Raw genomic sequence first — 19,982 nt, forward strand, 5'->3', positions numbered from 1 at the left:
GGTCCGCACCTTCGGGTGCGGACCGCCCCGCCGCCGTGTCTGTGGTGCTTCGCACAGTGACTCGCTGCAGGTCAAGGGTGAGTTGACGGCTGTTCTCGGGCCGTGGTGGACTGCCGAGGCCATTACGGCGGCAGTAGAGGAAGTCCGGTGCGAATCCGGCGCGGTCCCGCCACTGTGACCGGATCCGAGGGTCCGGGAGTCAGGAACTCTCGCCGCCGGTCACGTCGATCCAGGGCGCGGACCCTGAGTGAGGACATGCGCCATGCCCGGCCGCAGCAGTACCACGGGTGTCTTCGCGTACGGAGCGGCCGCGGGTCTCGCCGTCGATCTGCTCATCGGCGATCCCCGCCGCGGACACCCCGTCGCCGCGTTCGGCCGGGCGGCCGCCGCGGTCGAGAACCGCCTCCACCACGACCACCGCGGCTGGGGTGCGCTGCACACCGCCGTCTGCGCCGGCTCCACCGTCGCCCTCGGAGCGCTCGCCGCCCGGGCCGTGCGGAACCGTCCGGCCGCCGCCGTCGCCCTGACCGCCGCCTCCGTGTGGGCCGTCGTCGGCGGGACGACCCTGGGGCGGGAGGCCCGCGCGATCGGCGGCGCGCTCGCCGCCGGGGACCTGGACGTCGCCCGGGAGCGGCTGCCGCACCTGTGCGGGCGCGACCCGCAGTCCCTGGACGGACCCGCGATGGCCCGCGCGGTCGTCGAATCGGTCGCCGAGAACACCTCCGACGCCGTGGTCGGCGCCCTCTTCTGGGGCGCGGTCGCGGGCGTACCGGGGCTCGTCGGATTCCGGGCCGTCAACACCCTCGACGCGATGGTCGGCCACAAGTCGCCGCGCCACCGCCGCTTCGGCTGGGCCTCGGCCCGGCTCGACGACGTCGCCGGCTGGCCAGGGGCCCGGCTGACGGCCGTCCTCGCCACCGTCGCCGGCGGCGACCCGCGCGGAGCGCTGAACGCCTGGCGGGCCGACGCGGCGAAGCACCCCAGCCCCAACGCGGGCCCCGTCGAGGCCTCCTTCGCGGGCGCCCTCGGCATACGCCTCGGGGGCACCCTGTCGTACGGCGGCCGCGTCGAGCACCGTCCGGTGCTCAACGGGGAGGGCCGGGCCGTCGAGGTGACCGACATCGACCGGGCCGTACGCCTGTCGCGCCGGGTCACCGGACTCACTCTGGCCGCCTGTCTGGGCGGCCGGCTGATCATCGGCGCCCTGGCCGCGTCGACCCGGAAGCGGAGGAACGCATGAGGGGTGGGGGACTGCTCGTCGCCGGGACCACGTCCGACGCAGGCAAGAGCGTCGTGACGGCCGGCATCTGCCGCTGGCTGGTCCGCAAGGGACTGAAGGTGGCGCCGTTCAAGGGACAGAACATGTCCCTCAACTCCTTCGTCACGAGGGAGGGCGCCGAGATCGGGCGCGCCCAGGCCATGCAGGCGCAGGCGGCACGGGTGGAACCCACCGCGCTGATGAACCCCGTCCTGCTCAAGCCCGGCAGCGACCGGTCCAGTCAGGTCGTCCTGATGGGCAAGCCGGTCGGCGAGCTGAGCGCGCGCGGGTTCTTCGGGAGGGCCGGGGGGTCGTCCCCCGGGGAGGCGCTGCGCGGGGGACGGCGGGAGGAGCTCTTCGAGCCGGTCCTGGCCTGCCTTGAGGAGCTGCGGAGCACGTACGACGCCGTGATCTGCGAGGGCGCGGGCAGCCCGGCCGAGATCAACCTGCGGCGCACCGACATCGTGAACATGGGCATCGCGCGGGCCGCGCGGCTGCCCGTCGTCGTGGTCGGCGACATCGACCGGGGCGGGGTCTTCGCCCAGTTCTTCGGCACGACGGCGCTGCTCGCCCCCGAGGACCAGGAGCTGATCGCGGGCTACCTCGTGAACAAGTTCCGCGGTGACGTGACCCTGCTCGAACCGGGCCTCGACATGCTGCAGGGGCTCACCGGGCGGCGGACCTTCGGCGTCCTGCCGTACGCCCACGGGCTGGGCATCGACGAGGAGGACGGCCTCCGGGTCTCGCTGCGGGGCGCGGTGCGCGAGTCCGTCGTCGCGCCGCCGGTCGGTGAGGACGTGCTGCGGGTCGCCGTCTGCGCGGTGCCGCTGATGTCCAACTTCACGGACGTGGACGCGCTGGCCGCCGAGCCGGGTGTCGTCGTGCGGTTCGTGGACCGGGCGGAGGAGCTCGTCGACGCGGACCTGGTCGTGGTGCCGGGGACGCGCGGGACGGTCAGGGCGCTCGCCTGGCTGCGGGAGCGCGGGCTCGCCGACGCGCTGGCGCGACGGGCCGCCGAGGGCCGTCCGGTGCTCGGCATCTGCGGCGGCTTCCAGGTGCTCGGCGAGCACATCGAGGACGAGGTCGAGTCCCGTGCGGGAGCCGTCGACGGACTCGGGCTGCTGCCCGTACGGGTGCGGTTCGCGCGCGAGAAGACGCTCGCCCGGCCGGTCGGCTCGGCGCTCGGGGAACGGGTCGAGGGGTACGAGATCCACCACGGCGTCGCGGACGTACGGGGCGGGGAACCGTTCCTCGACGGGTGCCGTGTGGGGTCGGTATGGGGTACGCACTGGCACGGCTCCCTGGAGAGCGACGGGTTCCGGCGGGCGTTCCTGCGGGAGGTCGCGGCGGCGGCCGGACGGCGGTTCGTGCCGGCGCCGGACACGTCGTTCGGGACGCTGCGGGAGGAACAGCTGGACCGGCTGGGGGATCTGATCGAGGAGCACGCGGACACGGACGCCCTGCTGCGGCTGATCGAGGAGGGGGCTCCTGCGGGGCTGCCGTTCGTGCCGCCGGGTGCGCCGTGAGCCGCGCCCCGCGTTCGGGTCCCGCCCCGCACCACCCGCACCACGTGTCGAGCATTCCCGGCGGCCTCGGGTCGCCGTTCGAACATTCGCGATCTGAAGGAGTGACCGGCCGATGAGTACCCGGTATCCGTTCACCGCCGTCGTCGGCATGGACGACCTGCGGCTCGCGCTGCTGCTCAATGCCGTCAGCCCGGCCGTCGGCGGGGTGCTCGTGCGGGGTGAGAAGGGGACCGCCAAGTCCACCGCCGTGCGCGCGCTCGCCGAGCTGCTGCCCGCCGTTCCCGTCGTCGCCGGCTGCCGGTTCAGCTGCGACCCGGCCTCGCCCGACCCCGGCTGTCCCGACGGCCCGCACGGGACGGAGCCGGGCACCCAGCGGCCCGCGCGGATGGTCGAGCTGCCCGTCGGCGCCTCCGAGGACCGGCTCGTCGGCTCCCTCGACATCGAGAAGGCGCTCAGCGAGGGCGTCAAGGCCTTCGAGCCCGGCCTCCTCGCCTCCGCCCATCGCGGGATCCTCTACGTCGACGAGGTCAACCTGCTCAGCGACCACCTCATCGACCACCTCCTCGACGCCGCCGCCATGGGGTCCTCCTACGTCGAGCGTGAGGGGGTCTCCGTACGGCACGCCGCCCGCTTCCTGCTCGTCGGGACCATGAACCCCGAGGAGGGCGAGCTCAGGCCCCAGCTCCTCGACCGGTTCGGGCTGACCGTCGAGGTCGCCGCGTCGCGCGACCCGCAGCAGCGCGTCGAGGTCGTCCGGCGGCGGCTCGCCTTCGAGGACGACCCCGCCGCCTTCGCCGACCGCTGGGCCGCTGACGAGGCCGCGCTGCGCGAACGGATCGTCACCGCGCGGGCGTTGCTGCCCCAGGTGACGCTCGGCGACGCCGTGCTGCTCCAGATCGCCGCCACCTGCGCCGCGTTCGAGGTCGACGGCATGCGCGCCGACATCGTCATGGCCCGCACCGCGACCGCGCTCGCCGCCTGGGCCGGCCGCACCGAGGTCACCTCCGAGGACGTCCGGCAGGCCGCGCTGCTCGCCCTCCCGCACCGGCGGCGCCGCTCCCCCTTCGACGCCCCCGGCCTCGACGAGGACAAGCTCGACGAGACCCTGGAGGAGTTCAAGGGGCAGGAGCCGGAGCCGGACGAGGACCCCGAGCCCGACGGACCCGGCGACGGAGGGCCCGGGGACGGGGGACCGGAGGGCGGTCCCGGTGGGGGTGTTCCGCCGCAGGGCGCCGGGCCCGCCGCCGAGAACTCACCCGCCCCCGAGGAGACCTCCCCGCCCGCGCCGCCCGCGCCCTCTCCCGAACCCGCCCCGCAGGGCGCCGGTTCCGGCGAGCGCGCCGCCGTGGCCGCCTCCGAGCCCTTCCGCACCAAGGTGCTCAGCGTCCCCGGCCTCGGCGAGGGCGCGGCCGGGCGCCGCTCCCGGGCCCGTACCGAGCACGGCCGCACCACCGGATCGGTACGCCCCCGGGGCGCGCTGACCAAGCTGCACCTGGCCGCCACCGTGCAGGCCGCGGCCCCGCACCAGAGGGCCCGCGGGCGGACCGGCCCCGGACTCGTGGTCCGCCGGGACGACCTGCGGCAGGCGACCCGGGAGGGGCGCGAGGGGAACCTGGTGCTCTTCGCCGTGGACGCCTCCGGTTCGATGGCGGCCCGGCAGCGGATGAGCGCCGTCAAGGGCGCCGTCCTCTCCCTGCTGCTCGACGCCTACCAGCGCCGCGACAAGGTCGGCCTCATCACCTTCCGGGGCCGCGACGCCGAGGTCGCGCTGCCGCCGACCTCGTCGGTCGACGCGGCCGCCGCCCGTCTCGAGAAGCTCCCGACCGGTGGCCGTACCCCGCTGTCGGCCGGTCTCCTCAAGGCCCACGACGTGCTGCGCGTCGAGCGGCTGCGGGACCCCTCGCGCCGCCCGCTGCTCGTCGTCGTCACCGACGGGCGGGCGACCGGCGGCGGCGCCGACCCGGTGGCGCTCGCCGCCCGCGCGGCGCGGCTGCACGCCGCCGACGGCACGGCGTCCGTCGTCGTCGACTGCGAGACCGGACCGGTGCGGCTCGGGCTGGCCCGGGAGCTCGCCCGTGAACTCGGCGGCACCGCCGTCACCCTGGACGAGCTGCGCGCCGACTCGATCGCCGGCCTCGTCCGGGACGTACAGGGACACCGGAACACCACCACCAGGAGGGCCGCTTAATGCCGCAGGGACAGCCGACCGTCGTTCCCGACGACGGTCTCACCACCCGTCAGCGCCGCAACCGCGCGCTGGTGATGGTGCACACGGGCGTCGGCAAGGGGAAGTCGACCGCCGCGTTCGGCATGGCGCTGCGCGCCTGGAACCAGGGCTGGCCGATCGGGGTGTTCCAGTTCGTGAAGTCGGCCAAGTGGAAGGTCGGCGAGGAGAACGCCCTCAAGGCGCTCGGCGAGACCGGCAAGGGCGGCACCGTCACCTGGAACAAGATGGGTGAGGGCTGGTCCTGGATCCAGCGCGAGGTCGCCGAAGGCGAGCAGTCCCACGAGGAGAAGGCCCGCGAGGGCTGGGAGCAGGTTAAGCGGGACCTCGCCGAGGAGAGGTACAAGTTCTACGTCCTCGACGAGTTCGCGTACCTGCTGCACTGGGGCTGGATCGACGTCGCGGAGGTCGTCGAGGTGCTGCGCGACCGTCCCGGGCACCAGCACGTCGTGATCACCGGACGCAACGCGCCGCAGGAGCTCGTCGACTTCGCCGATCTCGTCACCGACATGTCCAAGGTCAAGCACCCGATGGACGCCGGTCAGAAGGGCCAGCGGGGCATCGAGTGGTAGCACGTCTCGTCATCGCCGCGCCCTCGTCGGGCGCGGGCAAGACCACGGTCGCGACCGGCCTGATGGCCGCGTTCGCCGGCCGTGGTCTGGCGGTCTCGCCGCACAAGGTCGGACCGGACTACATCGACCCGGGCTACCACGCGCTCGCCACGGGGCGGCCGGGCCGCAACCTCGACGCGTACATGTGCGGTACGGGGCTGGTCGCGCCGCTCTTCGAGCACGGGGCGCGGGGGTGCGACCTGGCGGTCGTCGAGGGGGTCATGGGCCTGTACGACGGGGCCGCCGACCAGGGCGAACTCGCCTCCACCGCACAGGTGTCGAAGCTGCTCAAGGCGCCGGTGGTGCTGGTCGTCGACGCGTCCTCGCAGTCGCGGTCGGTGGCGGCGCTCGTGCACGGGTTCGCGTCCTGGGACCCGGAGGTGCGGATCGGGGGCGTGATCCTGAACAAGGTCGCGACGGACCGGCACGAGCATCTGCTGCGGGAGGCGCTCGGGGAGTCCGGGGTGCCGGTGCTGGGTGTCCTCCGGCGGGCGCCCGCCGTGGCGACTCCGTCGCGGCACCTGGGGCTCGTGCCGGTGGCCGAGCGGCAGGCGGCGGCGGTCGCCGCGGTGGCTGCGCAGGCGGAGCAGGTGCGTGCGGGGTGCGATCTGGAGGCGCTTCTGTCGCTGGCCCGCAGTGCGCCGGAGCTGCACTGCGAGCCGTGGGAACCGCACGGGTCGTGGGCAGGCGTTCCGCGGGGCGGTGGGGGTACCCCCGGACGGAGTCCGGGGGAGGGTGGGCACGACCCGACCACCGGACCGCAGACGGTGGACGAGCCCGGCCACAGGCCACTCGTCGCCGTCGCCGGCGGCGCGGCGTTCACGTTCTCGTACGCCGAGCACACCGAGCTCCTGCGCGCCGCCGGCGCCGAGGTCGTCACCTTCGACCCGCTCCGGGACGAGGCCCTTCCCGAGGGGACGAGCGGGCTCGTCATAGGCGGCGGGTTCCCCGAGATGTACGGCGAGCAGCTGTCCGCCAACGAGCCGTTGCGGAAGGCCGTCGCCGCGCTGGCCGCGACAGGCGCGCCCATCGCGGCCGAGTGCGCCGGCCTGTTGTATCTCGCGCGGTCGCTCGACGGCACCCCCATGTGCGGGGTGCTCGACGCGGACGCGCGGATGTCCGAGCGGCTCACCCTGGGGTACCGGGACGCCGTCGCCGTGAGCGACAGCGTGCTCGCGCCCGCCGGGGCGCGGATGCGGGGGCACGAGTTCCACCGGACCGTCATCGAGCCGGGCGCCGGGGCGGCGGCCGCGTGGGGGCTGCGGCAGCCCGAGCGGAGGGTCGAGGGCTTCGTGCAGGGCGGGGTGCACGCGAGCTATGTCCACACCCACTGGGCGGGATCCCCGGAGGCCGCCGCTCGTTTCGTGGAGCACTGCAGGTGAGGTCAGCCGCCGGAGACGCCCACCACGAGCCAGATGAAGCCGACGCCCCCGACCGTGCACAGCAGGGTGGAGCGGGCGGGGTGGTCGTGGTGGGCCTCCGGCAGGATCTCGGCGGCGGCCAGGTAAAGCAGGGCGCCGCCGAAGAACCCCAGATAGCTGCCGAGGAGTTCCACCGGAAGGGTGAACAGCAGGGTGGAGGCGGCGCCGACCAGCGGGGCGAGGGCGTCGGCGACGAGCATGCCGACGGCCTTGCGGCGGGCGTTCCCGTAGAGGCTGGTGATCGTGTACGTGTTGAAGCCGTCGGCGAAGTCATGGGTGATGACGGCGAGGGCGACGGTGGCGCCCATGCCGCCGCCGACCTGGAAGGCGGCGCCGAGCGCGATGCCGTCCATGAGGCTGTGACCGACCATCGCGGCCGCCGCCGTCATGCCGACCTGCGGGACCCTCTCGTCGGCCGCGACGCCGTGTGCGGCCTGGCGTACGGCGAGGAGCCGTTCCACGACATGGGCGAGGAGGAAGCCGCCGACGAAGAGCAGCAGGGCCTCCGGGACTCCGAACACCTCGTCGCCCGCCGCCTCCATGGCCTCGGGCAGCAGGTCGAGTCCGACGACGCCGAGCATGAGTCCGCCGGCGAGGCCGAGGACGAGGTGCCGCCGGTCGGTGACGCGTCCCGCGACCCAGCCTCCGAAGAGCGTCATGAGGAACGCGCCGAGCGCGACGACTACAGCCATGGGCCTTTGGTATCGGATGGGGTGGCGTCCGCGCACCTCGGTGTCGGCGCCCGGGCCGGGGTTCCGGTGGACGAGGTACTCGCCCTGGCCGAGGCGGTGCTGCGGGAGGCGGGGCTGACGCGTGCGGACGTCCGCACGCTCGCCACGCTCGACGCCCGGGCGGCGGAACCGGGGATCGCGGGGGCGGCGGAGGCGCTCGGCGTCCCGCTGCGGGCGTTCACGGCGGAGGAGCTCGCGGCCGTGCCCGTACCGCATCCGTCGGCGCGACCGCTGGCCGCGACGGGGACGGCGTCGGTGGCGGAGGCCGCCGCGCTGCTCGCGGCGGGCGGGGGCACGTCCGTCGGGCTGCTGGTACCGAAGCGGAAATCCCGGCGCGTAACGTGCGCTCTCGCCGCTTCCGTCCCGGTTCGACCGAACGAAGACGCCCCAGGCGTACGGTTGTTGCCCCGAACTCACGGGTACATCGCTGGCGAGCCTGGCTCACCCCCCACCATCCCCACCCCCCACACGACGGCGGCCATGGACATGCATCTGCATACCGACGCCCACGACCTGCGCCACCACGGTGACGCCGAGGTACGGGACGAGAAACTCATCGATCTGGCGGTCAACGTCCGGACGAACACCCCACCGGACTGGCTGCGGGAGCGGATCGCCGACTCCCTGACCGGACTCGCCGCCTACCCCGACGCCCGGGCCGCACGCGCGGCCGTGGCCGAGCGGCACGATCTGCCCTCGAACCGGGTGCTGCTCACGGCGGGCGCGGCCGAGGCCTTCGTGCTGATCGCGCGGGCGCTCCCGGTGCGGCGGCCCGTCGTGGTGCATCCGCAGTTCACCGAGCCCGAGGCGGCGCTGCGCGACGTCGGTCACGAGGTGGGGCGGGTGCTGCTGCGCGAGGAGGACGGTTTCCGGCTGGATCCGGCGGCGGTCCCCGAGGACGCGGACCTGGTGGTGATCGGGAACCCCACGAACCCCACGTCCGTGCTGCACCCCGCCGCCTCGATCGCCGCGCTCGCGAGACCCTGGCGGACCCTGGTGGTCGACGAGGCGTTCCTGGACGCGGTGCCGGGCGAGCGCGAGGCGCTGGCCGGCCGGACCGATGTGCCGGGGCTCGTGGTGCTGCGCAGCCTCACCAAGACGTGGGGGCTCGCCGGTCTGCGGATCGGGTACGTGCTGGCGGAGCCGGCGACGATCGCCGCCCTGGAGCGGACGCAGCCGCTGTGGCCGGTGTCGACGCCTGCCCTGGTGGCGGCGGAGGCCTGCATGTCGCGGGCGGCGCTGGCGGAGGCCGAGCACGCGGCGCACCGGATCGGGGTCGAGCGGGCCCATCTGCTCGCCGGGCTCGCGGAGTTCGACGAGGTGCGGACGGTGCCGGGGTCGGAGGGCCCCTTCGTGCTGCTGCGGATCGACGGGGCGGACGCGATCCGGGAGCGGCTGCGGTCGCTGGGCTTCGCGGCCCGCCGGGGCGACACCTTCCCGGGGCTCGACCGGAACTGGCTGCGGATCGCGGTCCGGGACCGGGTCACGACGAACCGCTTCCTGCAGGCCCTCGACCAGGCCCTGCTGATGGGCGGCTGAGCGTCGGGCGATCCGGGGCGCTCCGCGGACACGGGTCCGGGGAGGGCGGCGTCGTCACCGTCGCCCTCCCCGGACCCGCGCTTCCCCGGAGGCTCCCCCCGGAGCCTCCGGCCACCGCGCCCCCCGGCTCATGCCCCTGCGCGTCCCCCTCGGACCGTCAGCCCCGGGAGCGGGCGCGCGAGCGGGTCAGCGCGAGTGCGCCGCCGCCGGCCACGAGGAGCGCGAGCGCACCGCCCGCGATGTACGGGGTGGTGGAGCTGCCGCCGGTCTCGGCGAGGTTCTGGGTGGGCGTGGTGCCGCCGTTGTTGGTCTTGATGCCGCCGGCGTCACTCGGCTTGACCGAGGGCTGCTGCGTGGGCTGCTCCGAGGGCTGCTCGCTGGGCTCCTGGGTGGGCTGCTCGGTCGGCTTCCCGGTGGGCTCCTCGGTGGGCCGCTCCGTCGGGGGCGTGCCCTTGGGCGTCTCGCAGGTGGCCTCGGCGAGCGTCACGGTGCCGTCGACCGCGGCGACGCCGAGCTTCAGCGGGTCGACCTCCACCTTGAGTTCCAGGGCGGTCGCCGCCGCCGTGCGCGAGGTGGTGGACGTACGGGACAGGTCGAGGGTGACCTGTCCGACACCGGGCACGCTGACCTGGGTCCGGCCGCCGGCGGAGAGGGTCGTCTTCTTGCCGAAGACGGTGACGTGACCGAGGACGTTGGACTCGGCGACGGGCTTCTTGCCCACCTCGCACAGGGCCTTGGAGGTCACCTTCTGGACCTCGATGAGCGAGAGCAGCGGGATTCCGGGGACGTGGACCCGGGCCTTGACGAGGTTCACGTACCCCTCGGCCTTCTTCTCGTCCACGGTGGCCTTCGAGGTGGCGACGTCGGCGGCCAGGATGTCGATCGGCTTGCCGTTCTCGGCCCCCTGCACCTTCACGGAGAGCGCGGTCTCGTCCTCGGTCTCCGGCGCCTTGACCTCGTTGAGGGAGACCCGCAGCGGCACGTCGACCGTCTTGCCGAGGAGGGAGACGTCGAGGCCGGTCCGCAGGACGACGGCGGTGGCGCGCCCTTCGCCGCCCGTGGCCTGTGCCGCCGGGGCCGCCAGGAGCACGGGGCCGACGGTCAGGGCGGCGACGGTCGCGGCGGCGGCGGTACGGCGTACGGGCATGCGGAAGGTGTTGCTGTTCAAGATGGTGGAACCCCCACAAGAGACATGGCGTCGCCGGCCGCTCACCACGGGGACGGTGGGTCGGCGCGGCCTCGGCGACTTGAGACACCGGAATCTTTACGCACGGAGAGTGAACCCACAGTCGCCTGACGTGAGTTCACTCCAAAGGGGGGTTTCCGTGTTCATATTCGATTTTTTTCGACACAACCGTTCCCGGGTGTCCCGCGTCTTTCGCACGCGGGGACACACAGCGAGTCCCCTGGGAAGGGTGTGAACGACCGGCCGTGCGCCGGGGTAACGGATCGTCAACCCGGCACATCGGAGGGGGCGGTCAGCTCGCGCGCCAGTACCCCAGCGCGTGGACGCGCTCCTTGGGCAGCGCGAGTTCCTTGCGGGCGTACGTGGCGAGGGTCCGGGTGGTCGCGGTGTCGCAGGCGATCCAGACGTACGGGTCGAAGTCCGCGAGGGCCGGGAGTTCGGCCTTCACGCGGTCGACGAGGTCGGCCCCGCCGTTCCGGCGCGGCACCCGGCGCAGTTCGTGGTGCGCGGGGTCGAGCCGGACCGGCAGGTCCTCGTCCGAGGCGTGCTGGGTCTCGAACCAGACGGTGGCGGGGACGCCCGGAAGGGCGTCGAGCAGGGAGTTGACGGCGGGCAGCGACGCCGGGTCGCCGACCACGAGGAGCCGTCCCGGGCGCGGCTCCGGGGCGTCGAAGCCGGTCCCCTGGAGGGTCGCCTCGACGGTGTCGCCCGGGGCGCAGGCGCGGGCCCAGCGGCTGGCGACGCCGTCGTGGAGGGCGAACTCCAGGCTGAACGTGCCGGCCTCCTGGTCGGGGTCGACCAGGGTGTACGCGCGCTGGTGCGGCTTGCCGCCGTTCTCGAACCAGATCCGGACCCACATCGTGGGGTGGATTCCGGCGGCGGCGAGCAGACCGCCGTCCGTGAAGTGCACCCTGCGGTAGTCCTCGGTGACCTGCTCCGCCCCCGTCACGGTGAACGTGAAGTCCTTGCCCCGCATCAGCTTGAGAACGGCACCCTGCCAGCCGTGACCCACCGCAATCCCCTCCCCTGAACTCCTGTAGATTAATTTAGGTCAGCCTAACCTAAGAAAATCGCAGAAGACATGGCCCCGGCCATGTCGGGTACATGGACGGGATCGGGGTCTCCGTGAGCATCGAGGTCTACCGGGACGCTTGGGGCGTCCCCCATCTGCGCGCTGCTGACCAGGACGAACTCGCCTTCGCGCAGGGCCGGGTCACCGCCCGCGACCGGGCCTGGCAGCTGGAGGTCGAGCGGCACCGGGCCCAGGGCACCACGGCCGCCTTCCTCGGCGCCGCCGAGCTCGGCTGGGACACCTTCGCCCGGCGCTCCCGGCTCGCCGACACCGCCCGCCGCTGCTTCGAGCGGCTCGAGCGCGAGGACGCGCGGACGGCGGCGTGGGTCCGCGCGTACGTGGACGGGGTCAACGACGGCCTGGCGGAAGGGGCCGGGCGGGCGCCCGAGTTCGCCGAGACCGGCCTCGCGCCCGGCCGGTGGGAGCCGTGGACCCCGCTCGCCGTCTGGCTGACGACCCACATCCTGTTCGCCGGCTTCCCCACCAAGCTGTGGCGCGAGGAGGTCGCCCGGCGGCTCGGCGAGGAGTGGACCGAGCTCTTCGCGACCGACGGGCCGGGAACCTCGGGCTCCAACGGCTGGCTGGTCGCGGGCGGACGGACCGCGAGCGGGGCGGCCCTGGTGGCCGGCGACCCGCACCGCTTCATCGAGGCGCCCGGCGTCTACCAGCAGATCCGGCTCGCCTGCCCCGCGTACGACGTGGTGGGCATCGCCGTGCCCGGCGTCCCCGGGCTCGCCCACTTCGGCCACACCGGGCCGGCGGCCTGGGCGATCACCAACGCGATGTCGGACTACCAGGACCTCTACCGGGAGCGGCTGCGGCGGCTCCCGGACGGCGGGGTGGAGGCGTACGGCCCCGAGGGCTGGCGCCCGGCGACGGCGCACACCGAGACGATCGAGGTCGCGGGCGGGGAGCCGGTCGTGGTCGAGGTGATCGAGACCGACCGCGGCCCGGTGATCATCGGGGTGGACGACGAGCCCGGCGACGCCACGTCGGAGGGCGCCACGTCGGAGGGCGCCACGTCGGAGGGCGCCACGTCGGAGGGCGCCACGTCGGAGGGCACTGCTTCGGAGGGCACTGCCTCGGAGGGTGCTGCGTCGGAGGACGCCGCCTCGGAGGGTGCTGCTTCGGAGGGTGCCGCGTCGGGCGGCACTGCCTCGGAGGGTGCTGCGTCGGACGAGGGCTCCCCGGACCAGGCCTCGCGGGACCGTGCCGCCCAGGACCAGGCGCCGTGGGAGCACGCCCCGGCCTGGGAGGGCGTCGCCCTGCGGTACCCGCCGCGTGTCACCGGACAGCTCGGGTTCGAGGTGCTGCCCGCGCTGCTGCGCGCCCGGACCGTCGCCGACGTGGACACGGCCCTCGACGGCTGGGTCGAGCCGGTCAACGTCGTCCTGGCCGCCGACACCGAGGGCGGCCTGCTGCACCGGGTCGCCGGCCGGGTGCCCGTACGGCACCGGACCAACTCGCTGCGGATCGTGCCCGCCTGGGATCCCGAGCACGCGTGGCAGGACGCCCCGGCGCCGCTGCCCCGGGCCGAGGTGGACGGGCACGCCGTGATGGCCAACGCCCGGGGCCTCGCCGCGCCGCTGGGCATCGAGTTCGCCCCGCCGCACCGGGCGGACCGGATCGACGCGCTGCTCGGCGCCTCGGCGGACTGGACCCCGGAGAGCGTCACCGCCGTCCACCGGGACACCGACAACCGCTCGGCGGCCCGCCTCCTGGCGGCCGTGGACCGGGTGGGCGGGAGCGGGCGGGCCGGCTCCGGCACGTCCCCCGCCGGCCTCTCCCCCGCCGCCTCCGCCGTGCGCGACCGGCTGCTCGCCTGGGACCGGAGGATGGACGCGGAGAGCACCGACGCCGGTCTCTACGCCGCCGTGCGCGGGGCCGTCGTCCGCCGGTTCGCCGCCCACGAGGCCTTCGCGGCGCTGCGTGAACCCGCCCCGTACCCCGAGGTGTTCCGGCCCTGGCTGGCCCTCGGGCCGCGCGTCGCCTACGCCCTGGAGACCCTGCTCGTGGCCGGGCCCGTGCCCGCCGCGGACGTCGACCGGATCGTGCGCGAGGCGCTCGACGAGGTGGCCGCCGGTGAGCCCCCGGCCGCCTGGGGCGTGACGCACCGGCTCGCGCCCTGGCAGGCGCTGCCCGACCCCGACGACGCGCAGTGGCCGGGGCTCGGCGGGGACCACGACTGCGTGCTCTCCACGTCCAGCGTGCCCGGGTGGACCGACCGCAGCGGCCGGGCCTCCGCCGCCCGTTACGTCTGGGACCTCGCCGACCGCGAACGGAGCGGCTGGATCGTGCCGTTCGGCGCGTCCGGCGTGCCCGGAGACCCGCACCACCGCGACCAGCTTCCGCTGTGGCTGAGGGGCGAACTCGCCCCCGTCACCACCGACTGGCAGAACCTCACCAAGGAGCAGGGATGACCACCGCCACCGCCGCCTACGTCCGGAGCATCGACGGCTTCGGCACCGTCACGGTCCGGCCCGTCGAGCCCGAGCGCGACGCCGCGCTCCTGCACGCCTGGGTCAACGAGGAGCGGGCCCGCTTCTGGGGCATGGTCGGCACCACCGTCGAGCAGGTCCGGGACGTCTACGCGCACCTCGACTCGCTCACCACCCACCACGGCTTCTTGGTGATCCTGGACGACGAGCCCGTCGCCCTGCTCCAGACGTACGACCCCGAGGCCGACCGTGTCAGCGAGTGCTACGAGGTGGAGCCCGGGGACATCGGCGCCCACTTCCTCATCGCGCCGAGCGCGGCCCCGCAGCCGGGCTTCACCGGCCGGCTCCTGTCCGCGCTCGTCGCCTTCACGCTGCGGGACCACTCCCGGGTGGTCGTGGAGCCGGACGCCTCCAACGAGAAGGCGATCGCCCGCATGGTGCGCGCCGGGTTCGAGCTGGGCCCGGAGGTCGTGCTGCCCGAGGTGGACCTGCCGGAGGTCTTCATCCCGGAGAAGAAGGCCCGGCTGGCGTTCCTGACCCGGCGCTGATCGGCCGTCGGCGGGCAGACGGGCGGGGCCCAGGGGCCGTCCCGGCCCCGGCCCGATCGGCAGGACACCCGCTAGCCCACGACCCGCCCGTTGACGACGACCCGGCGCGGTGCCGCCAGGACGCGGACGTCCGCGCGCGGGTCCTCGCCGTAGACGACGAGGTCGGCCGGGGCGCCCTCCTCCAGGGAGGGGCGCCCCAGCCACGCCCTGGCTCCCCAGGCGGTGGCCGCGAGCGCGTCGATCGGCGGGATGCCGGCCTTCGTCAGCTCCTCGACCTCCTCGGCGACCAGGCCGTGGGCGAGGGAGCCGCCCGCGTCGGTGCCGACGAAGACCGGGACGCCCGCGTCGAAGGCGGCGCGCACGGTGTCGTAGCGGCGCGCGTGCAGCCTGCGCATATGGGCCGACCAGCGGGGGAACTTCTCCTCGCCGCCGTCGGCGAGGTGCGGGAAGGTCGCGATGTTGACCAGGGTCGGGACGATCGCGACGCCCCGCTCGGCGAAGAGCGGGATGGTGTCCTCGGTGAGGCCGGTGGCGTGCTCGACGCAGTCGATTCCGGCCTCGACGAGGTCGCGGAGCGAGTCCTCGGCGAAGCAGTGCGCGGTGACGCGGGCGCCGAGCCGGTGGGCCTCGGCGATGGCCGCCTCGACCTCGGTGCGCGGCCAGCAGGCGGTGAGGTCGCCGGCCTCGCGGTCGATCCAGTCGCCGACGAGCTTGACCCAGCCGTCGCCGCGCCGGGCCTCGCGGCCGACGTAGGCGACGAGGTCGGCGGGCTCGATCTCGTGGGCGTAGTTGCGGATGTAGCGGCGGGTGCGGGCGATGTGCCGCCCCGCGCGGATGATCTTCGGCAGATCCTCCCGCTCGTCGATCCAGCGGGTGTCGGAGGGCGAGCCCGCGTCCCGGATCAGCAGGGTGCCCGCGTCACGGTCGGTGAGGGCCTGCTTCTCGCTGGTCGCCTCGTCGACGGGGCCGTGCCGGTCGAGCCCGACGTGGCAGTGGGCGTCGACGAGTCCGGGCAGCACCCAGCCCTCGACGGTGACCGCCTCGGCGGCGGGCCGGTCGAAGGTGACCCGTCCGTCGACGCACCACAGTTCGTCCCGTACGTCCTCGGGGCCGACGAGCACCCGACCCTTCACGTGCAGCACCGCGCGATCACTCATGTCTGCACTGTACGAGGACGGGACCCCGGCCGGGGAGGGCCCCTCGGTACCCTGATCCGGAGTTCCGCCCGCACGAATCCGAGTCGAAGAAGGCACCGCCGTGACCGTGACACATCCGCTCCTGGACCTGGCCCCGCTGACCGCCGCGCATTTCGCGTCGATCGAGCGGCGGGTGGCCGCGCTGCTCTCCACGGAGCAGGACGTGGTGATCACCCAGGGCGAGGCGCTGCTCCCCCTGGAAGGGTGCATCCGCAGCGGTGCGCGGGCCGGATCGACCGCCCTGAACGTGGTCACGGGACCGTACGGGCAGACCTTCGGCAACTGGCTGCGGGACTGCGGCGCGACCGTGGTCGACCTGGAGGTGCCCTTCCACACGGCGGTGACGGCCGCGCAGGTGGAGCAGGCGCTCGCCGCCCACCCGGAGATCGACTTCGTGTCCCTGGTGCACGCCGAGGCGGCGACCGGCAACACCAATCCGGTCGCGGAGATCGGTGAGGTCGTGCGGGCGCACGGCGCGCTGTTCTACCTGGACGCGGTGGCGTCGATCGGCGCCGAGCCGGTGCTGCCGGACGCCTGGGGCGTGGACATGTGCATCATCGGCGCGCAGAAGGCGATGGGCGGGCCCGCGGGTGTGTCGGCGGTGTCGGTGAGCGCGCGGGCGTGGGAGCGGTTCGCCGCCAACCCGGCCGCGCCGCGCCGCTCGTACCTCTCCCTCCTGGACTGGAAGGAGCGCTGGATCGACGGCGGCCGGAAGACGCTGCTGCACGCTCCGGCGCAGCTGGAGATGCTGGCCCTGGAGGCCTGTGTGGAGCGGATCGAGGCGGAGGGCCTGGACGCGCTGATGGCGCGGCACGCGGCCGCCGCGGCGGCGACCCGGGCGGGCGCGCTGGCCCTGGGCGGCGGCCTCGAGCCGTACGTGTACGAGGCGGAGGACGCGGCGCCGGTCGCGACGACGCTGCGCGTCCCGGCCGGTACGGACGCCTCGGAGCTGGTGGCGAAGGCGCTGGCCGCCGATCCGTCGCTGCCGCTGATCGCGGGCGGCGGGGCGCTGGCCAAGGAGATGATCCGGGTCAACCACTACGGGGTGGACGCGACTCCGGGCGCCGTGCAGTCCTCTCTGGCGGCGCTGGGCGCGGCGCTCGGCGAGGCGGGCCGCGCGGTGGATCTGGAGGGCGCGCGCCGGGCGGTCACGGAGGCCTGGTCGGTCTGATCGATCCGCGTACGCCGACCTGCGTACGGGACGGGGAGGGGCGGGGTCCGGTGCCGGACCCCGCCCCTTCCGCGCGCTTCTGCGCACTCCGGTCGCCTCGGCCGCTCCGGGTACGTCGACGGCTCCGGGTACGCCGGCTGCTCCGGCCGATCCGGCTGCTCCGGTTACAGCGCCGGGTAGTCGGTGTAGCCGCGGTGGTCGCCGCCGAAGAAGGTCGCCGGGTCCGGGGTGTTGTACGGGCCGCCGGACCGCAGCCGGGCGGGCAGGTCGGGGTTGGCGAGGAACAGCGCCCCGTACGCGACGAGGTCGGCGGTGCCGTCCTCGATCAGGGTCAGCGCGTCGGCCCCGGTCGGCCCCTCGGTGGAGGGGTTGAGGATGAACGTGCCGGAGAACGCCTTGCGCAGGGCGAGGGTCAGCTCGCGGAGCTCGGGCGCGGGCTCCGTGACGTGCAGGTAGGCGATGCCGACGGGCTCGATCGCGGCGACGAGGGCGGGGTAGAGCTCCTCGGGGTCGGTCTCGGCGATGTCGTTGTAGGTGTTGGCCGGGGAGATCCGCAGGCCGGTGCGCTCGGGGCCGATCTCGGCGGCGACGGCCTTGACGACCTCGACGGCGAGGCGGATGCGGTTCTCGACCGGGCCGCCCCACTCGTCGGTGCGGTGGTTGGAGCCGGAGGCGAGGAACTGCTGGATCAGATAGCCGTTGGCGCCGTGGATCTCGACGCCGTCGAAGCCGGCGTCGACGGCGTTCCGCGCGGCCTCGGCGAAGCCGGCGATCGTCTCCCGGATCTCGTCGGCGGTGAGCTCGCGCGGGGCGACGAAGTCGATGAGGCCGGTGCCGGCGAAGAGCTGGCCCTTGGGGGCGACGGCGGACGGGCCGACGGGGTGGAGGCCGTCGCCGAGGACGACGGGGTGGCTGATCCGGCCGGCGTGCATCAGCTGGACGAAGATCGTGCCGCCGCGCTCGTGGACGGCGTCGGTGACCTCGCGCCAGGCGGCGACCTGCTCGGCGCTGTGCAGGCCGGGGGTGTTGGGGTAGCCCTGGCCGACGGCGCTGGGCTGGGTGCCCTCGGTGATGATCAGGCCGGCCGAGGCGCGCTGGGCGTAGTACTCGGCGACGAGCGCGGTGGGGGTGCGGCTGTCCCCCTCGGCGCGGCTGCGGGTCATCGGGGCCATCGCGATGCGGTTGGCGAGCCGGGTCCCAGCGAGGTCTACGGGGTCGAAGGCGGTGGTCATGGCTGTCCCCTTCACAAACTTATGTGGTCGGCCAAGTATCTGGTCCGGATGCCACTGTAACCCATTGCTTGGCCAGCCAAGGTAATCTGGGGGGAGAGCCTTCACGAGGAGCCCGCGATGTCAGGAACCGACCCCGTCTGTACCGAGACGGTGCCCTCCGCCGCCCACGGCGGCCCCGTCAGCGTCGCCCTGGCCGGGGTGGCCCGGATGCACCGGATCGCCGCCGGACGGCGGCTGCGGGAGCTCGGCCTCTACCCGGGCCAGGAGATGATGATGATGCGGCTCTGGGACTGCGGACCGGTCCGCCAGTCCGAGCTGATCCAGTCCCTGGGGCTCGACGCCTCGACGGTGACCAAGATGCTCCAGCGCATGGAGCACTGCGGCCTCGTCCTGCGCCGCCCCGACCCCGCCGACCGGCGCGCGGTCCTGGTCGAGGCGACGGACGAGGGCCGGTCGCTGCGCGCCGGCGTCGAGGGCGTCTGGTCCGATCTGGAGCAGGTCTCCCTGAGCGGGCTCGGCCCGGACGACCGGGCCGAACTCGAGCGGCTCCTCGGCCTCGTGGCGGACAACCTGCGCGAGGAGGCGGGCGAGGCGGGCGACTGCCCGGCCCCGCCGCGCGGCTGCTGAACCCCCGCGTCCGCGGTACGGGGGTCAGCCCGCGAGAACCTCCGGGACGCGGTACGGGGGTCAGCCCGCGAGAACCTCCGGGACGCGGTACGGGGGTCAGCCCGCCAGGACCTCCAGGGCGCGGTCCACGTCCGCCGCCGTGTTGTACAGGTGGAAGGACGCGCGCAGATTGCCCGCGCGGGCGGAGAGCAGGACGCCGGCCTCGCGCAGCGCGTCCTCGCGCTCCCCGAGGCCGGGGACGGCGACGACCGCCGACTCGTCCATGACCGGCGCGTGGCCGAGCGCGACGAGTCCGGCGCGGAAGCGCGCCGCGAGCCCCTTGACGTGGGCCTCGATCCGCTCGATGCCGATCTCCTCGAGGAGCGCGAGCGAGCGGGCCGCCCCGTGGTACGAGAGGAAGGCCACGGGCTCGTCGAAGCGGCGTGCGCTGGCGGCCAGTTCGCGGACCGGGCCGTAACTGTTCACCCACAGCTCCTCGCCGGTGACCCAGTTGGCGTGGATCGCGAGGAGCGAGTCCTGCGCCTCCTCGGTAACGGTGAGGAAGGACGCCCCGCGCGGGCAGAGCAGGTACTTGTAGCCGCCGGCGACCGTGTAGTCCCACTCCCCCGCGCTCAGCGGCAGCCAGCCGGCCGACTGGGTCGCGTCCAGGAGGGTCCGGGCGCCGTGCGCGGCCGCCGCGGCCCGGATCGCCGCGAAGTCCGCGGTCCGGCCGTCCGCCGACTGCACGGCCGAGAAGGCGACGAGCGCGGTCTCGGGGCCGATCGACCCGGCGAGCCGGTCGAGGGGCACGAACCGGGTCTTGAGGTCGCCGCGGATCGTGAAGGGGGTGATGACGGAGGAGAAGTCGCCCTCGGGGAAGAGGATCTCGGACCCGGCGGGCATCGACTGGGCGATCATGCCGCAGTGCACGGCGACCGAGCTGCCGACGGCGACGCGCTCGGGCGCGACGCCCACGAGCCGGGCGTAGGTGGCACGGGCCTCGTCCACGATCCCGAAGTCCCCGGCGCCGCCCGGGCGGCCGGCGGCGGTCTCCTCCGCGAGGAGCACGACGGCATCGATCGCGCGGCGCGGCAGCAGCCCGCAGGCGGAGGTGTTGAGGTAGGTGTTCTTCGGCGCGAACTCGGCGCCCCCGAGGGGCTTTTCCAGGGAATCCATGCCCTCACCCTGGATTCCCCACGATCACCCGTCAATCGGGTTCGGTC

16 protein-coding genes and 1 riboswitch are annotated in these 19,982 nt (G+C 74.4%); of the genes, 10 read left to right on the top strand and 6 right to left on the bottom strand.

Annotated features, from left to right (window positions below):
* Positions 1-97: 97 nt before the first annotated feature.
* Positions 98-229, top strand: a riboswitch (cobalamin riboswitch).
* Between the two features lie 33 nt (positions 230-262).
* The 5 genes from ACFQ79_RS13050 to ACFQ79_RS13070 all read left to right on the top strand — a co-directional run bounded on the left by ACFQ79_RS13050 (position 263) and on the right by ACFQ79_RS13070 (position 7,001).
* Positions 263-1,240 (top strand): cobalamin biosynthesis protein, encoded by a 978-nt coding sequence (locus tag ACFQ79_RS13050; RefSeq protein WP_383582209.1) that lies wholly within the window; start codon positions 263-265, stop codon positions 1,238-1,240.
* Positions 1,237-2,784, top strand: coding sequence for a cobyric acid synthase (locus tag ACFQ79_RS13055; RefSeq protein ID WP_383582211.1), 1,548 nt, complete (start codon positions 1,237-1,239; stop codon positions 2,782-2,784). The genes ACFQ79_RS13050 and ACFQ79_RS13055 overlap by 4 nt, the downstream gene beginning before the upstream one ends.
* Before the next feature lie 112 nt (positions 2,785-2,896).
* Positions 2,897-4,972: a putative cobaltochelatase gene (locus ACFQ79_RS13060; protein WP_383582213.1), complete on the top strand. Its 2,076-nt coding sequence runs from the start codon at positions 2,897-2,899 to the stop codon at positions 4,970-4,972.
* Positions 4,972-5,580 (top strand): cob(I)yrinic acid a,c-diamide adenosyltransferase, encoded by a 609-nt coding sequence (gene cobO, locus ACFQ79_RS13065; RefSeq protein WP_383582216.1) that lies wholly within the window; start codon positions 4,972-4,974, stop codon positions 5,578-5,580. Before ACFQ79_RS13060 ends, cobO begins: the two co-directional genes overlap by 1 nt.
* Complete coding sequence (locus ACFQ79_RS13070; RefSeq protein ID WP_383582218.1) at positions 5,574-7,001, top strand: cobyrinate a,c-diamide synthase; 1,428 nt, start codon at positions 5,574-5,576, stop codon at positions 6,999-7,001. The genes cobO and ACFQ79_RS13070 overlap by 7 nt, the downstream gene beginning before the upstream one ends.
* 2 nt (positions 7,002-7,003) lie before the next feature.
* On the opposite strand, the gene ACFQ79_RS13075 is transcribed toward ACFQ79_RS13070, so the two are convergent.
* Positions 7,004-7,732, bottom strand: coding sequence for a ZIP family metal transporter (locus ACFQ79_RS13075; protein WP_383582220.1), 729 nt, complete (start codon positions 7,730-7,732; stop codon positions 7,004-7,006).
* Positions 7,733-7,753: 21 nt separating this feature from the next.
* Between ACFQ79_RS13075 and cobC the strand changes: the two genes are divergently transcribed.
* Positions 7,754-9,310, top strand: coding sequence for an Rv2231c family pyridoxal phosphate-dependent protein CobC (cobC, locus tag ACFQ79_RS13080; protein WP_383582222.1), 1,557 nt, complete (start codon positions 7,754-7,756; stop codon positions 9,308-9,310).
* A 157-nt stretch (positions 9,311-9,467) separates the two neighbouring features.
* On the opposite strand, the gene ACFQ79_RS13085 is transcribed toward cobC, so the two are convergent.
* Positions 9,468-10,478, bottom strand: a complete 1,011-nt coding sequence (locus ACFQ79_RS13085; RefSeq protein ID WP_383582224.1) for an SCO1860 family LAETG-anchored protein — start codon at positions 10,476-10,478, stop codon at positions 9,468-9,470.
* Between the two features lie 310 nt (positions 10,479-10,788).
* Positions 10,789-11,508, bottom strand: coding sequence for a siderophore-interacting protein (locus ACFQ79_RS13090; protein ID WP_383582226.1), 720 nt, complete (start codon positions 11,506-11,508; stop codon positions 10,789-10,791).
* A gap of 92 nt (positions 11,509-11,600) precedes the next feature.
* Here ACFQ79_RS13090 and ACFQ79_RS13095 point away from each other — a divergent pair, with 92 nt between their 5' ends.
* Together ACFQ79_RS13095 and ACFQ79_RS13100 are read left to right on the top strand one after the other, a co-directional pair.
* Positions 11,601-13,988, top strand: coding sequence for a penicillin acylase family protein (locus ACFQ79_RS13095; protein WP_383582228.1), 2,388 nt, complete (start codon positions 11,601-11,603; stop codon positions 13,986-13,988).
* Positions 13,985-14,554 (top strand): GNAT family N-acetyltransferase, encoded by a 570-nt coding sequence (locus ACFQ79_RS13100; protein ID WP_383582230.1) that lies wholly within the window; start codon positions 13,985-13,987, stop codon positions 14,552-14,554. The genes ACFQ79_RS13095 and ACFQ79_RS13100 overlap by 4 nt, the downstream gene beginning before the upstream one ends.
* A gap of 71 nt (positions 14,555-14,625) precedes the next feature.
* On the opposite strand, the gene ACFQ79_RS13105 is transcribed toward ACFQ79_RS13100, so the two are convergent.
* A complete protein-coding gene (locus tag ACFQ79_RS13105) occupies positions 14,626-15,711 on the bottom strand; it encodes an amidohydrolase family protein (RefSeq protein ID WP_383582232.1) in 1,086 nt (361 codons plus the stop codon).
* Between the two features lie 106 nt (positions 15,712-15,817).
* Here ACFQ79_RS13105 and ACFQ79_RS13110 point away from each other — a divergent pair, with 106 nt between their 5' ends.
* Positions 15,818-16,921, top strand: coding sequence for a pyridoxal-phosphate-dependent aminotransferase family protein (locus ACFQ79_RS13110; protein ID WP_383582377.1), 1,104 nt, complete (start codon positions 15,818-15,820; stop codon positions 16,919-16,921).
* 164 nt (positions 16,922-17,085) lie between these two features.
* On the opposite strand, the gene ACFQ79_RS13115 is transcribed toward ACFQ79_RS13110, so the two are convergent.
* Positions 17,086-18,153, bottom strand: a complete 1,068-nt coding sequence (locus ACFQ79_RS13115; protein WP_383582234.1) for an alkene reductase — start codon at positions 18,151-18,153, stop codon at positions 17,086-17,088.
* 117 nt (positions 18,154-18,270) lie between these two features.
* Between ACFQ79_RS13115 and ACFQ79_RS13120 the strand changes: the two genes are divergently transcribed.
* Positions 18,271-18,780 carry a MarR family winged helix-turn-helix transcriptional regulator gene (locus ACFQ79_RS13120; protein WP_383582236.1) on the top strand — a complete coding sequence of 170 codons (510 nt, stop codon included), beginning with the start codon at positions 18,271-18,273 and terminating at the stop codon, positions 18,778-18,780.
* A 96-nt stretch (positions 18,781-18,876) separates the two neighbouring features.
* On the opposite strand, the gene ACFQ79_RS13125 is transcribed toward ACFQ79_RS13120, so the two are convergent.
* Positions 18,877-19,935: an aminotransferase class V-fold PLP-dependent enzyme gene (locus ACFQ79_RS13125; RefSeq protein WP_383582238.1), complete on the bottom strand. Its 1,059-nt coding sequence runs from the start codon at positions 19,933-19,935 to the stop codon at positions 18,877-18,879.
* Positions 19,936-19,982: the final 47 nt, after the last annotated feature.

Source organism: Streptomyces sp. NPDC056480 (assembly GCF_042795405.1).
GTDB lineage: Bacteria > Actinomycetota > Actinomycetes > Streptomycetales > Streptomycetaceae > Streptomyces.

Coding starts and splice junctions, on each gene's coding strand:
- ACFQ79_RS13050 (WP_383582209.1), top strand. CDS start 263: ATGCCCGGCCGCAGCAGTACCACGGGTGTCTTCGCGTACGGAGCGGCC.
- ACFQ79_RS13055 (WP_383582211.1), top strand. CDS start 1,237: ATGAGGGGTGGGGGACTGCTCGTCGCCGGGACCACGTCCGACGCAGGC.
- ACFQ79_RS13060 (WP_383582213.1), top strand. CDS start 2,897: ATGAGTACCCGGTATCCGTTCACCGCCGTCGTCGGCATGGACGACCTG.
- cobO (WP_383582216.1), top strand. CDS start 4,972: ATGCCGCAGGGACAGCCGACCGTCGTTCCCGACGACGGTCTCACCACC.
- ACFQ79_RS13075 (WP_383582220.1), bottom strand. CDS start 7,732: ATGGCTGTAGTCGTCGCGCTCGGCGCGTTCCTCATGACGCTCTTCGGA.
- ACFQ79_RS13095 (WP_383582228.1), top strand. CDS start 11,601: ATGGACGGGATCGGGGTCTCCGTGAGCATCGAGGTCTACCGGGACGCT.
- ACFQ79_RS13100 (WP_383582230.1), top strand. CDS start 13,985: ATGACCACCGCCACCGCCGCCTACGTCCGGAGCATCGACGGCTTCGGC.
- ACFQ79_RS13105 (WP_383582232.1), bottom strand. CDS start 15,711: ATGAGTGATCGCGCGGTGCTGCACGTGAAGGGTCGGGTGCTCGTCGGC.
- ACFQ79_RS13115 (WP_383582234.1), bottom strand. CDS start 18,153: ATGACCACCGCCTTCGACCCCGTAGACCTCGCTGGGACCCGGCTCGCC.
- ACFQ79_RS13120 (WP_383582236.1), top strand. CDS start 18,271: ATGTCAGGAACCGACCCCGTCTGTACCGAGACGGTGCCCTCCGCCGCC.
- ACFQ79_RS13125 (WP_383582238.1), bottom strand. CDS start 19,935: ATGGATTCCCTGGAAAAGCCCCTCGGGGGCGCCGAGTTCGCGCCGAAG.